This is a genomic window from Metabacillus sp. Hm71 (genome assembly GCF_051842955.2).
GTDB lineage: Bacteria > Bacillota > Bacilli > Bacillales > Bacillaceae > Metabacillus.
Map to the genome: position 1 here is coordinate 5,999,363 of NZ_CM200278.1, position 14,370 is coordinate 6,013,732.

Sequence of the window (14,370 nt, forward strand, 5' to 3'; positions counted from 1 at the left end):
TCTATCTAAAAAGCAACAATATTTTAGAAAAAAGCCACTTATATTATGCTGATCAAATTAAGAGAAAAACTTCTCCCTCTTCAATAATCGTTTCATAGGTTTTGACACAGCCAAAATCCGGCTCTTGTACCTTTCCATCCTCAAGGCAAATTTTCCAGTCATGCATCGGACAGAATACATGCTCACCGCTAACGATTCCTTCACTTAATACTCCGCCTTTATGAGGGCATTTATTTTCAACGGCTTTAATCGTACCATTTGAAAGCTTAAAGACAGCCACTTCTTTGTCCTTTTCCAGTTGAACGGTTTTCCCGACACGCTCTGGCAGTTCCAAAAAGGGACCAACATACACCTTCGTTTTTGTCATTTCCTTCATGTCCAACTTCCTCCCTCTTTACAAAATATTCTGTCATTTGTTGCTATACGTTGTTAAAAGAACTGCTTATTGTTTTCGTTCAAACAATTAAATGCCAACCGTTTCAAATAGTTCTTTTGTGGTCTTCTTATCTTCAATAATTTCTTTCCATGGATCTCTGTAAACAGATAATGTTTCATCCATGCGTGCATTTAACTCCTGACGCTTGTTTTTGTCATCAAGCACTGATCTTACATGGTCTAAGCCAACACGTTCGACCCATGCCGATGTACGCTCTAAATAATTTGCCGTTTCACGGTAATATTGGAGGTAAGCACCTGTAATCTCCATTGCTTCATCATCTGTTTTTACTTTGTATAACAAGTCGCCTCCGCGAACATGGGTACCGCCATTTCCGCCAATGTAGATTTCCCATCCGCCATCGATTCCGATAAACCCAATATCTTTAAAGCCAGACTCGGCACAGCTTCTCGGACATGCCGATACAGCCATTTTTACTTTATGAGGAGTTTGCAAGCCTTCAAATTTCTTCTCTAGTCTGATCCCTAAGCCCATAGAATCTTGTGTACCGAAGCGGCAGAATGTTTCACCAACACATGTTTTGACTGTCCGCAGCGATTTTCCATACGCATAACCAGAATTCATATCTAGATCCTCCCATACCTTTGGAAGATCATCCTTTTTCACGCCAAATAGGTCAATACGCTGTCCGCCCGTTACTTTTACTAAAGGAATTTCATATTTGTCCACAACATCTGCAATTTTGCGCAATTCTTCTGCATTTGTCACACCGCCGTACATTCTTGGTACAACTGAGTATGTTCCATCCTTCTGAATATTTGCGTGCATACGCTCATTGACAAAACGTGATTCTCTTTCATCCTGATATTTCGTCGGATTCACCATGCCTAAATAATAGTTTAAAGCTGGTCGACATTTTGAGCAGCCTTCTGCTGTTCCCCAATCTAGGACATTCATTACTTCTCTAACATGTGTTAAGCCTTTCGCTTTAATTTCTTCGACTACTTCATCTCTAGAAAGTGTTGTACAACCGCAAATCGCTTCTTTCTGCGAGGAAGCATCGAATTCAGATCCAAGTGTCAGCTGAAGAACATCAGCAACTAAAGGTTTACAGCCACCACATGAACGGGAAGCACTTGTGCAAGCCTTAATGGCATCAACTGATGTACAGCCCTTCTCTTGAATCGCTTGAACAATGGCACCCTTTGATACCCCATTACAACCGCAGATAATTTCATCCGCACTCATTGAAGCAACAAGGCTCTCCCCTGTTTCGCCGCCGATTGGCTGGAGAATGCTGACCTTTTCTGTATCTGAAATATCCGCTTCCTTTTTAATCATAGAGAAAAGGCGATTTCCTTCTTTACTGTCTCCGAATAAAACAGCCCCAACGATTTTGTTTCCTCTTAAGACAATCTTTTTATAGATACCATCCTGCTCATCAAAGATTTTCAGCGATTTTTTGTCATCGCCTTCCATAAAATCACCAGCTGAGAATACTTCCACACCTGAAACCTTTAATTGCGTAGATAATACAGATCCTTTATACCCCTCTGTTTCTTTTCCGCAGATGTGGGATGCCAGTACCTTTGCTTGCTCATATAATGGAGCAACAAGGCCATATGGAATGCCATTATGTTCAGCACATTCACCAACAGAATAAACATGCGGCAGATCTGTTTGCAGATAATCATTAACGACAATCCCTCTATTTACTGCGATACCGCTATTCTTAGCTAGCTCGATATTCGGCTTAATACCTACAGCCATTACCACTAAGTCTGCTTCAAGATGGGTGCCATCCTTAAACTTTAATCCCTCAACACGATCTTCTCCATAAATCTCTACTGTTGCTTTTTCTAATAAAAATTTCATCCCTTGATTTTCAAGCTCTTTTTGCAAAAGTCTTCCCGCTGTTTCATCAAGCTGGCGTTCCATTAATGTTGGTGCTAAATGAACAACATTAACATCCATTCCTAAATTTAATAGGCCGCGGGCTGCTTCTAATCCAAGCAAGCCTCCGCCAATAACGGCAGCCTTTTTATATTTTTTAGATGCTTCAAGCATAATGTCAGTGTCCTTAATATCACGGAAAGCTGTAACACCTTCTTTATCAGCACCTGGAATCGGAAGGATAAAGGGTACAGATCCCGTTGCGATAATTAGTTCATCATATGGTAAAATTCGGCCTTTATCGGACTCAACCACCATCTTATCCGGATTGATTTTTGTGACGGTTTCTCCCGTATAAAGCGTTATATTATTTTCTTCATACCAATCCCAGTCATTTAACGTGATATCCTTTACCTCGGTGTCACCCTGCAGCACCTTCGATAATAGGATTCGATTATAGTTTGGATGCGGCTCACTCCCAAAGATTGTTATTTCAAATAAGTCGTTTGAAATCTTTAGGATTTCTTCGATTGCTCTTACGCCGGCCATTCCGTTTCCTATTAAAACAAGCTTCTTTTTTTCCACCTGATTTTCCTCCCCTTGGAAAGTTTCTTCTACTATAGCACGGTAAAATTAATTATTTTACATACATGTTAGGTTTTCTAACATGGTTTTATTTTCTAACTTATAGGCTCCCTAAACTTACCTAGTGTAAAAAAGAGGCACGATTCGCACCTCGAAAACTAGCAATCTATTTGTATTCAGCCTATTAAACAGGTTTTATTTTAACAGCACTTACTTTAAATCCAGGCATGCGGCAATAAGGGTCAAGTTCCTCGCCGACTAGTAAGTTAACATTTTGGCTATCCGCCCAGTGGAATGGTACAAAAACGGTATCTTGTCTGATTTTTTCCGACCATCTGCTTCTAACAACAATGCTGCCTCTCTTTGAAGAAACCATTACTAAACGATGATTCTCAATATTATATTTCCTAGCAGTCTCTGGATGGATCTCAAGATAGGACTCAAAATTCCTTGCTGCCAAAGCCGCACTCTTTCTCGTTTGCACTCCTGTTAAATAATGTGACATCACTCTGCCCGTTGTTAAATAGAGCGGATACTCTTCATTTGGTTTTTCCTTTGGCACTTCTGGAGTATTTGGGACAGCAATCATTTTCGCTTTCCCATCCGGGTGGGCAAATGATTGTTCAAATAATCGTTCTGTTCCTTTATGCTCCAGATCTGGACACGGCCAAAGAATTCCTTGTTCTTTTCTAATTCTCTCATAGGTAATGCCATAATAATCAGCGATTCCGCCCCGGCTTGCGATTCTTAATTCATTAAAGATGTCCTCAGCCTTTGTATAGGAAAAATACTTCTCTTTCCCAAGTGCTTTTGCAATTTCACAAAGGATTTGCCAATCATGTTTTACTTCTCCTGGACAAGGACGACTAGCTTCCCTAAGGGTAACTCTGCCTTCAAGATTGGTCATGGTTCCTTCATCCTCAAGATAAGAAGATGCCGGCAAAATGAGATCTGCTAATTTGGCCGTTTCTGATACAAACAAATCGACAGCGACTAAGAACTTGAGCTTTTTTAACGCCGCTTTTACAAAGTTTGCATTTGGATTGGATACAACTGGATTTGAACACATGAGAAGCATTCCCGTAATTTCGCCTTCTTCAATTTTTTTGAACATCTCAAATGCGGAAACACCTTTTCCAGGCAGCTCATCCTTATCCACACCCCATACTTTGGCAATATAGGCACGATGCTCTTCATTCTCGATTAATCTGTAGCCCGGCAGCTGATCAGCTTTTTGCCCGTGCTCACGGGCACCTTGCCCATTTCCTTGCCCAGTAATGGCACCATAACCAGAGTACGGCTTACCAATTTTTCCTGTAGAGATAAGAATATTCAGTAAATTCCTCACAGCAGTGGTTCCGTCTATTTGCTGTTCTACTCCCCTTGCTGTAAAAATCATCCCAGATTCTTCACTGGCGAATTTAGTGGCTGCAAGCCGAATATGCTCCACAGAAACACCAGTCATCTCAGAAATTTCCTCTAGTGATAAAGATGTGACATACTCTTTAACATCTTCAAATCCTATTGCTCTTTCATTAATGAACGCTTCATTATGGAGATTTTCCTCAATAATCACCTTTAGCATTCCATTTGCCAAGGCTGCATCCATTCCTGGCTTGACCTTTAAATGCAAATCAGCAATCTCAGTTGTGCCTGTTTCACGAGGGTCAATCGCAATAATATAGGCTCCGTTTTCCTTCGCTTTCTCAAAATATGGCATAATCGTCGGCTGACATTCTGCGATATTTGTGCCAGCTAAAATAATCACTCTTGTATGCGGCACCTCTGATAGCGCATTGGTTAAACCGCGGTCTAAGCCAAAGGTTTGGTTTGCTGCAGTTGCTGCAGCGGACATGCATAGGCGGCCATTATAATCGATATAACGTGTTTTTAGTGCTACCCTGGCAAACTTGCCTAGTAAATACGCTTCTTCATTTGTAATAGAAGCACTGCCGTATACCGATAAAGCATTTAAGCCATCCTCAGCTTGAATCCTCGTAAACTGTTCTTTTATATGTGCAATGGCTTGTTCCCACGAAATCCTCACAAACTCGCCATTCACCTTTAATAATGGGTGCAAAATCCGATCCTGATGGAAGGGATGCTGATGGGCATTCAGACCTTTTATACATAGCCTTCCTTCTGATGTAGGATTGTCTTTGCCCACTGTCGTGTACTTTTTCCTTGTCACAACCGACTGCTCAATTAATTGCATTTTGCATTGCATACTACAAAACGGACATTGCGTATCATACACCTTTTCTGATTGAACCTCTTGCTGCTTTGTCCGGAAATATTTCAATAATAATTCGGTCAAGACAATTCCCCCCTTACTCTCGCAATCTACGTTCCTTCATCATTTCTAAACGGTCTTCTGTACATATGGAAGCAATTCCGCTTCCATTCTGCTAATGAGCTGATCCCGCAAGTGTACTTCAAATAAAACTTCTCTTATATGAATAAGACCGACCCTCTCGATCCAATCACTAATTTGTTCAAGATAATTGGCCGTTTCCCGGTAATATTGAACAAAACCGCAAATCAATGTTTTTGCTTCTTCCGGGTCACTCGCCACCGTAAATAATTCTCCTTTTTTCAAGGCAGGACTTTGGCTTCCGCCTACGTAAATCTCCCAGCCCCGCTTATCACCGATGATGCTGATATCCTTTGTGATCATTTCCGTCTCTCTATGCTTACAAGCTGATACACCTAATACAACGCGATGAGGTGTCAGCAAAAATTCCATGTCCTTTTCCAGCTCAATCGCGAGTTGCAAGGCTTGCTCCTTATGACAATGGCAAACAGGGTCACCAAAAAACGTGTTTACATGCTGGATCGTATTGCCATGTGCAGGGCTCATTCGTACATTCAATTCTGAACACACAGCTTGAACATATTCTTTTTTGATTCCTTTTAATTGGATCTTTTGTTCAGGGGTAATCCCCACATCTGTTATTTGGTATTTTTTCATAATACTAGAAATCCGGCTAAGCTCCGCAGCATTTAATAACGCTCCATACATTTGTGGGATGATCGAATACGTACCATCCTTTTGCAGCTGAGCCGCTGCACTTCCATTCATATAGAATGGTTCATTCAAGCCTTCATTGTCTGGATAAATCATCGCTAAATAATAATTGATGGCAGGAACACAGTTTGAACAGCCGTCCCTTTCTTTCCAGTTAAGCTCTAAAAATACCTCCCGGAGTGACTTAAGGTTTCGTTGCTGAATCTGTACGACAACCTCGTCCTCCGTTAATGCAGTACAACCGCATAAGGACTTTTTCTCAATTACCTCATCACATTCATCGCTGTGAATATAGGCAAGCAGATTCGTTACCAGCGGCTTACACCCGCCGCAGGACCCTGAAGCTTTTGTACATTGCTTCACTTGTTCAACCGTTGTTAAACCCTTCTGCTGAACAGCCTCGATAATCGCTCCTTTTGAAACTCCGTTGCAATTACAAACAATTTCGCTTACCTTCATCGCCTTTACAAGTGAGGTGTTATTACCAGCTGAATGGAGAAGATTGCGTTTCTCCTCGTCGTTTACATGCTTTCTTTTCACGATCATGTCTAGTAGTTTGGATTGATCTGCCGTCTCCCCAAATAACACTGCACCGACAATGATATCTCCGCGAAAAACCATTTTTTTATAAACCTCTTCCATTTCATTGAGCATCGTTAACGATTTCGTTGCTGTATCTTCACCAAATTCCCCAACAGAAAACAGATCGATTCCCGGTACCTTTAAGCTTGTTGATAAAACAGAACCCTTATATCCTTCTACTTCCAGATCACATATATGCTTAGCAAGCACCTGCCCTTGCTCATACAACGGTTTGACCAAGCCATAGATCACACCTTTATGCTCTACACATTCACCGACAGCATAAATATTTGGATAATTTGTCTGCATGAAATCATTGACGATAATTCCCCGATTTGTCTGTATTCCGCTGCTTTTTGCAAGCGAGATATTCGGAATGACACCAACTGCCATGACAACAAAATCTGCCTCTATATCAGTCCCATCTGTAAAATAGAGTCTTTCGACTTTATTATCACCAGCAATTTCTTTCGTGACCTTCCCTAGAAGGAACTCAATCCCTTGCTGTTCCAATTTCCTTTGCAGCATTCTCGATGATGTTTCATCAAGCTGGCGCTGCATCAAATAATCCATATTGTGAATGACCGTTACATCGACTCCTAAATTCAACAAACCCCTCGCTGCCTCAAGCCCCAGCACACCGCCGCCAATCACAACAGCTTTTTTATGTTGCTTTGAGGTGTTTATAATGGTTTTGCAATCCTCTATCGTCCGAAAGTTGATGACCCCTTCCTTTTCAACGCCAGGGATTGGCAGCACAAAAGGCAATGACCCTGTTGCTATGATCAGCAGGTCAAATGGTACAATCCGGTCTTGATCTGTTAAGATCACATTGTTATCAGGATCAATTTTGATCGCCGTCTCACCGGAATAGAGCGTGATGTTGTTTTGCTCATACCAATCCTGCCCATTAATCGTAATATCCTCAATTGATGCCTCGCCCTGCAAAACCGATGATAGCAAGATTCGGTTATAGTTCAGGTGCGGCTCACTCCCTATGATTGAAATGTCAAATGCTTCTAAATTATGCTTTATGATTTCTTCGACACAGCGGACACCCGCCATACCATTCCCGATTACAACCAGTTTTCGCTTCATTTAAAACCCTCCAGCATCAATGGTCTGACCTTATCCAATGATTTCATTATTTCATATTCTTTCTACTATTAACTTATTGTTGTCACATTTCCTAACACAGAATATTCTGGAATGAATCCACTTAAAGAACTCCCTTCCCTTCGTGTCATATTAACTAATTTTCTGCGTCATATTTCCTGACAGGTAACTTTTCGATTAAAAATCCACCACTTATAATGTGGCTATGTTGAAAAAACTGAAAATTATAACAAATTTTGTCGTATCGAAAGGAGTAATGGTATGAAACTATCCGATTTAAAAACTAGCGGTCACCCGAAGACACTTTTTTCTTCCTTTTTGTATTTTGATGTGAGCTTTATGATTTGGGTTATTCTTGGCGCCCTTGGTGCTTTTATCACCCAGGATTTTGGTTTATCGCCATCACAAAAAGGATTGGTTGTGGCGGTTCCAATCCTTGCAGGGTCTTTCTTTCGAATTGTAATGGGAATCTTAACGGACCGAATGGGACCAAAGAAAACAGCTATTCTAGGCATGATCATTACAACGATTCCGCTTCTATGGGGATTTTTGGCAGGTAATACAATGTCTGAGCTCTTTATGATCGGTATTCTATTAGGGGTTGCCGGAGCAAGCTTTGCTGTCGCTTTACCAATGGCAAGCAGATGGTATCCGCCTCATCTTCAAGGTTTAGCCATGGGGATTGCCGGGGCAGGAAACAGCGGTACCTTACTCGCTACTTTATTCGGTCCCCGATTAGCTGAAAATTTTGGCTGGCATGTCACAATGGGAATGGCTCTAATTCCTTTGCTTATCACATTTGTCGTTTTCATCCTGCTTGCAAAGGATGCGCCAACACAGCCGGCACCACAGCCGCTGGCCAATTATTTTAAAGTTTTCGCTTATCGCGATACATGGTTTTTCTGTTTGCTTTATAGCGTTACATTTGGGGGATTTGTTGGATTATCGAGCTTTTTGAGCATGTTTTTTGTTGATGAATACAATTTAACCAATGTCCAAGCAGGAGATTTTGTGACACTTTGTGTGGCCGCTGGGAGCTTTTTCAGACCGGTAGGCGGATTTATTTCTGACCGAATTGGCGGTGTAAAAGTTTTATCCTTCTTATTTATCGGTGCAGCGCTATGTATGATTGGTGTTAGTCAGCTGCCGCCATTATTCGCGATAACCGCCCTTTTATTTGTTGGTATGATGTGCCTTGGCATGGGAAATGGCGCTGTTTTCCAATTAGTTCCACAACGTTTCCAAAAGGAAATTGGAATGGTCACTGGAATCGTAGGTGCTGCCGGCGGTATTGGCGGTTTCTTTTTACCAAATATTTTAGGGACTTTAAAGGAAGTGACTGGTTCTTACGCTTCAGGATTTATTACCTTTGCTGCAATTGCATTAATAGCCTTTGGAATCTTGTTATTAGCAAGCTATTCTTGGAAAAAATCATGGAAGTTAAAAAGCGATGCTGTAAAAATTTAAACGTGTATGAGACGCTTCCATCCCTTGGTCGAATAGGCCAAGGGTTTTTTATTTTTATACTTAGTTTTTATGTCTAACTCCAGCGCCTAGCCCCCCATGACCTTGAGGGACTAAGCGCTGGAGCTTTTCTGATGTAGTTTTATCAAAATTTATTGAAAGAGCGGTTTTACTTATCCATTTACTTTACAAATTTCTATATTCTGTTATCATAAATAAGTCTGATATATTTACCTAGGTAAATAAATTGAGGTGAACAAATTGGAAAACACAAACAAGTTATTTCATCTTCTTTATCAAAAGACTCGTTTAATGACGAAAGAGCTGAATGAGCATTTACAAAAACATGACTTATATAGTTCGCAGTGGACGATCCTCTATTGTTTAAAAAATAATGGGCCGATGACCCAAAGTGATATTTGGCGTTACTTGCTTGTTGAAGCACCCACGATCACAAGAACGCTTGTGAAGCTTGAGGAAAGCGGCTGGGTAATGCGGACACAAGGAAATGATAAACGAGAACGGCTTGTATCATTGACAGAAAAGGCGAAAAACATGCTGCCGATTATTGAGCAAGAAGTCAAAACTTTTGAGCAAAAGATGATAAAGCATTTAACAGATGAAGAGCAAGATTATTTTTTCAACATATTAAACAAATTAGGAACGTTAACAATTGAAAAGGGGGAATGAGTCCAAATGACTGAAGGAAAAAAAGAACCGATTTGGACAAGGAACTTTATTAGTACATCTTTAAGCAACTTTTTTATCTTTATTGCCTTTTATGGCTTACTAACATCTCTGCCTATCTATGTCGTCGACGAACTTCATCGTTCTGAGGTAGACGCAGGACTGATTGTCACCATATTCCTTTTATCTGCCATTATTGTTCGCCCATTTTCAGGGAAGCTTCTCGATGACTTTGGCAAAAAGAAAATGTTAATGATCAGCCTTATTTTCTTTACACTATGCTCGTTTTTATACTTATGGATTGATCAATACTTTTTATTACTGGTATTGCGTTTCTTCCAAGGAATTTGGTTTAGTATTGCCACAACAGCAACAGGGTCGATTGCCGCAGATCTAGTGCCAATCAAAAGACGCGGTGAAGGACTTGGCTATTTTGTCATGTCAACGAATCTTGCGGTTGTTTTTGGCCAAATGATTGCCCTTACGTTAATACAAACCGCTTCCTTTACCATACTCTTTCTTGTATTTGCCTTACTAATTACAGTAGGTGTTATCTTTACAGCGACAAGCAAAATTGATGAAAACCATGTTAAGACAGCTAGGAAACGACTGCAGGCTTCAGATTTAATCGATCAAAAAGCACTTCCCATTGCTTTAGTTGGAAGCTTAGTCGCGATCGCATATTCAAGTGTCCTTTCTTATTTATCTATTTATGCACAACAGCTTGATTTATTAGATGCGGCAAGCTTTTTCTTCGTAGTCTTTGCTGTTGTTATGCTAGTGGCTCGTCCATTTAGCGGCCGTTTATTTGATTTAAAAGGACCTCATATTATCATCTATCCAGCATTGGTTTTATTTATGATAGGATTAATTTTATTAAGTATTACTGAGACATCCTTCATGCTTCTTTTATCAGGAGCCTTTATCGGGCTGGGCTATGGAACAGTAGTCCCTTCTATGCAAACACTTGCTGTTCAAGCTGCTGACCGCAGCAGAAGCGGTCATGCAACAGCAACATTTTTCACTCTCTTTGATTCAGGAATTGCCGCCGGCTCTTATATTTTAGGCATGATTGCTACACAGCTTGGATACGGTCATTTATACTTTTATACCGCGATCTTTATGCTTGTCGTTATTGCCGTTTATAAATTGGTGTTACATCGAAAAAAAGAAGCGCCTGCTTTACAACTGAAACAATCAAATGGATAAATCAAATGATTTGGCATGTCACATTGCTGCCCTTTACATTAAGAAAAGCGCAAGGTGCTAAGCATTCGGCGACAAGCATAAGGCGAATAAGAATAGAAGGTGTTCTTTACCTTTAATTCCTATTTGACTTATGACCTGGAGCTAGACACAAAAACAAAGTGCAAAAAGTTTCTTATACATTTAAAAGAGGACTGCCTCATTTTTGAGACAGTCCTCTTCCTTTACCTTAATATGCTCCGCGAATATTTGGATGGATTTCCAGATGATAAAAGTCAGTCAGTTTTTTCAATTCTGCTTCACTGAACGCCGGAACCTCTGTCGCTTGCAAATTGTCTTCAACCTGTTTCACTGTTTTAAATCCTGGAATCACTGTGGTGATTTCCTCATGGTCAAGAATCCAACGCAGGGCTGCTCTTGTCATGTTTCCTCGCCCTTCAGCGATCCAACCTAGCTGTTCGCTTAACTCAACACCCTTTGAAAATTCTACCCCTGCAAAGGTTTCGCCTACGTTAAACTGCTCGCCATTTTTATTGAAGCTTCGGTGATCATCTGCTTCAAAGGTTGCTTGTTTCGTAAACTTACCTGTTAATAGTCCGCTTGCTAATGGGACACGCGCTAATAATCCGACACCCTTTTCCTTTGCTTGTGGGAGTAATTCTGAAACAGGCTTTTGCCGGAAGATATTAAAGATAACCTGTAACGCCTTCACATTTGCTTGCTCCAAGCAAAATAATCCTTCCTCCACGGTTTCTACACTTACACCATAATAGCGAATTTTCCCTTGCTGCTGCAGCTTATCCAGCACCTCAAAGACTCGTCCATCCTTAAGAATTTCCATTGGAGGACAATGAATCTGGTAAAGATCAATCGCTTCACGCTGCAACCTCTTTAAGCTATCCTCACAATAGGCTGTCACCGTTTTTTCGGAATACGTCTCCAGACCATGGATATCTCCTGCTCGACAAAACTTCGTGGCAATATGAATTTTATCCTCTTTTCCCTTTGTTGCCTTTGCCAGCAATTCTTCACTATGGCCGTTGCCATATACATCAGCTGTATCAAAGAAATTGACACCAGCATCCATTGCTCGCTCTAATCCCTGTAACGCTTCCTGATCATCCGATTTTCCCCATGAGCCGCCAATTGCCCATGTTCCAAAGCTTAACTCACTTATCTTAAGCTCTGTATTTCCTAATTGACGATATTTCATGCTCTCCATCATCCCTTTTATGTAGTCTCTTAAATAAGCTAACACAATAAATTTATTATAGTAGGTTTAAAGCGCTAACAAAAGTATTTAGACTTACTTAAGTCCTACTCATCTCCTTTAAATAATTCCATATAACGTTGAAAAAGAGCACACAAAGCACTCTTTTCCACTTACTATTGAACATTGCAAGGTAGTAATTGTATTTTTTACAATTTAATATTTGAACAGGCGCTCCTCCCCCATAAAGAATCAGGAATAGAAGGTTTTTCTCCTCTATTCCTGATTCAACTCTTTATTTTATTCCGTTCGCCTCTTGCTTCTGGTAATAGTGAACAAGCGCAATTATTGCACTGCCCATCCGTTCTTCTTCCGGGATAACAATTCTTGTAATCCCAACTTCGCGTAATGCTTGAGCTGTTACCTTGCCAACTGCTACAGCGACAACATTTGTTGAAAAAGCCGTTAGCAGTTTTTCTTCTAACCCTTTTTCTTTCGCGTAAGCCATTAAAAAGCGGGCTTGCGGCGTACTTGTAAAATTGACGGCATCGACCTCGCCATTTAAAATTTCCCCGACAAGCTGCTCCATTACCTCTTGTTTCGGCGGAATATGCTTATAAGGCAAAATTTCGCGATAATCAGCACCTTGTTTCTCTAGCCAGTCAATTAGAACAGGGGCAGGATCGCCATGAAGCTGAAGGGCAACACGGCAGCCAGTTAAACGATGGGCATTTAGCTCTCTCACTAACCCGGCTGTACTGCCATCATCATCCCTTACAACAGGCTGTATCCCAAGCTTTTTTAACACATTGACTGTTTTATAGCCTCTTGCCGCCACCTTTGCACTCTTTAAGGCTGCAATAAATGCATCTTCTAAGCCCATGTTAATCGCGGTCTGGTAAAGCTTGTCTGTTCCTATGCCTGTCGTGAAAATAAGCCAATCAAAATTGCCATCTACTAATGCTTGAATCTCTTTTTCTACATTTGAATCATCCAAAAAAACGGTCCCCTGTGCCGGACGCACTAAAGCAACCCCGCCTAAATTCTCAACAAGCTTACTTAATTCCTCTGACTTTCTTTGTCCAGCAAGTGCAATCGTTTTTCCCTGTAATCTCTTCACGACAATCCCTCCCAATATGCGATAAATCTGCCATTGTTCCCCATATAGACTAATCCACTGAAGGTGCTTTCTATAACATGTACCACTTAATGTTTTCAGCACCAAACGGTTCGTTTAACATGTTTAACAGTTTTAGAAACCCCTCAGGAAAGGGATTCACCTTAAAAGACAATAGTTTTATTTTGATGAACAATAATTCGATCTTCCAAATGCCATTTTACAGCTCTGGCCAAGACGCTTCGTTCAATTGAACGGCCAATTTTTTTTAGGTTATCAACATCATCGCGGTGATCAACACGGCTAATATCCTGTTCAATAATCGGGCCTTCGTCAAGATCGTTTGTAACATAGTGTGAGGTTGCACCAATTAGTTTAACACCGCGGCCATATGCTCGTTCATATGGTCTTGCTCCGATAAATGCAGGTAAAAAGGAATGATGGATATTGATAATTTTATTTGGATTTGCCGCAACAAATGTTGGTGTTAAGATTTGCATGTAGCGTGCTAGGATAATTAAATCAATATCATAATCTTTAAGCAGCTGCAGCTGTTTTTCTTCAACCTGTTTTCGAATCTCCTTATTTGCAGGAATATAATAGAAGGGTATATTGAGACCTTCAACTACATCTCTCGCTTCTTCATGGTTGCTGATGACGAGAGCGATATCTGTCATTAAATCACCGCTTTGCCATTCCCATAAAAGCTCAAGTAAGCAGTGCAGTTCTTTAGAAACAAAGATCGCTGTTTTTTTCACATTGTACACATGTGTGAAGTTCCAATCCATCGAAAATTCATCAGCGATTTGAGTGAATTGCCGCTCCATTTCATTTGCTTTGTCTTTTAAACCAGGGCATTCAAATTCGATGCGAATGAAAAATGTCCCACCCTCAGGGTTTGTAGAATACTGGCTAGACTCGATAATATTTGCATTATGTGAAAACAAAAATTTTGAAATCGCAGAGACAATACCAGGTTGATCCGGACAGCTCACTAAAAGACGGCCGCGATTTTTATTTCGTTCTTGAAAAAGTTCAAGTTGATGTTTAATAGTTGCATTCATTGTTAAAACCTCTCTATAAGT

10 protein-coding genes are annotated in these 14,370 nt (G+C 40.6%); 3 read left to right on the top strand and 7 right to left on the bottom strand.

What is annotated here, in order from left to right; genetic code table 11:
* Positions 1-52: 52 nt before the first annotated feature.
* From nirD to nirB (ACSVDH_RS29200), 4 genes are all read right to left on the bottom strand, one after another.
* Positions 53-376 carry a nitrite reductase small subunit NirD gene (nirD, locus tag ACSVDH_RS29185; protein WP_439252451.1) on the bottom strand — a complete coding sequence of 108 codons (324 nt, stop codon included), beginning with the start codon at positions 374-376 and terminating at the stop codon, positions 53-55.
* Between the two features lie 87 nt (positions 377-463).
* On the bottom strand, positions 464-2,875 hold the full coding sequence (gene nirB / locus ACSVDH_RS29190) for a nitrite reductase large subunit NirB (RefSeq protein WP_299091242.1): 2,412 nt from the start codon (positions 2,873-2,875) through the stop codon (positions 464-466).
* A 184-nt stretch (positions 2,876-3,059) separates the two neighbouring features.
* Entirely contained in the window at positions 3,060-5,192 is a 2,133-nt protein-coding gene (gene nasC / locus ACSVDH_RS29195) for an assimilatory nitrate reductase catalytic subunit NasC (protein WP_439252450.1), read from the bottom strand.
* Positions 5,193-5,237: 45 nt separating this feature from the next.
* Positions 5,238-7,583, bottom strand: a complete 2,346-nt coding sequence (gene nirB, locus ACSVDH_RS29200) for a nitrite reductase large subunit NirB (RefSeq protein WP_439252449.1) — start codon at positions 7,581-7,583, stop codon at positions 5,238-5,240.
* Between the two features lie 279 nt (positions 7,584-7,862).
* Here nirB (ACSVDH_RS29200) and ACSVDH_RS29205 point away from each other — a divergent pair, with 279 nt between their 5' ends.
* The 3 genes from ACSVDH_RS29205 (at position 7,863) to ACSVDH_RS29215 (ending at position 10,961) form a co-directional block, all read left to right on the top strand.
* Entirely contained in the window at positions 7,863-9,068 is a 1,206-nt protein-coding gene (locus ACSVDH_RS29205) for a nitrate/nitrite transporter (RefSeq protein ID WP_439252448.1), read from the top strand.
* A gap of 309 nt (positions 9,069-9,377) precedes the next feature.
* A complete protein-coding gene (locus ACSVDH_RS29210; RefSeq protein ID WP_299091316.1) occupies positions 9,378-9,755 on the top strand; it encodes a MarR family winged helix-turn-helix transcriptional regulator in 378 nt (125 codons plus the stop codon).
* Positions 9,756-9,761: 6 nt separating this feature from the next.
* On the top strand, positions 9,762-10,961 hold the full coding sequence (locus ACSVDH_RS29215) for an MFS transporter (RefSeq protein WP_439252447.1): 1,200 nt from the start codon (positions 9,762-9,764) through the stop codon (positions 10,959-10,961).
* Positions 10,962-11,187: 226 nt separating this feature from the next.
* Here ACSVDH_RS29215 and ACSVDH_RS29220 read toward each other — a convergent pair whose 3' ends face one another.
* The 3 genes from ACSVDH_RS29220 to purU all read right to left on the bottom strand — a co-directional run bounded on the left by ACSVDH_RS29220 (position 11,188) and on the right by purU (position 14,349).
* Entirely contained in the window at positions 11,188-12,171 is a 984-nt protein-coding gene (locus ACSVDH_RS29220; protein WP_439252446.1) for an aldo/keto reductase, read from the bottom strand.
* 292 nt (positions 12,172-12,463) lie between these two features.
* A complete protein-coding gene (locus tag ACSVDH_RS29225) occupies positions 12,464-13,288 on the bottom strand; it encodes a uroporphyrinogen-III synthase (protein WP_439252445.1) in 825 nt (274 codons plus the stop codon).
* Positions 13,289-13,449: 161 nt separating this feature from the next.
* Positions 13,450-14,349 carry a formyltetrahydrofolate deformylase gene (gene purU / locus ACSVDH_RS29230; protein WP_439252444.1) on the bottom strand — a complete coding sequence of 300 codons (900 nt, stop codon included), beginning with the start codon at positions 14,347-14,349 and terminating at the stop codon, positions 13,450-13,452.
* Positions 14,350-14,370 lie beyond the last annotated feature (21 nt).

Bases quoted from the DNA above. Each gene is read 5' to 3' on its own strand.
- ACSVDH_RS29220 (WP_439252446.1), bottom strand. From the start codon at position 12,171: ATGAAATATCGTCAATTAGGAAATACAGAGCTTAAGATAAGTGAGTTA.
- nirD (WP_439252451.1), bottom strand. From the start codon at position 376: ATGAAGGAAATGACAAAAACGAAGGTGTATGTTGGTCCCTTTTTGGAA.
- nirB (WP_439252449.1), bottom strand. From the start codon at position 7,583: ATGAAGCGAAAACTGGTTGTAATCGGGAATGGTATGGCGGGTGTCCGC.
- ACSVDH_RS29215 (WP_439252447.1), top strand. From the start codon at position 9,762: ATGACTGAAGGAAAAAAAGAACCGATTTGGACAAGGAACTTTATTAGT.
- purU (WP_439252444.1), bottom strand. From the start codon at position 14,349: ATGAATGCAACTATTAAACATCAACTTGAACTTTTTCAAGAACGAAAT.
- ACSVDH_RS29210 (WP_299091316.1), top strand. From the start codon at position 9,378: ATGACGAAAGAGCTGAATGAGCATTTACAAAAACATGACTTATATAGT.
- ACSVDH_RS29205 (WP_439252448.1), top strand. From the start codon at position 7,863: ATGAAACTATCCGATTTAAAAACTAGCGGTCACCCGAAGACACTTTTT.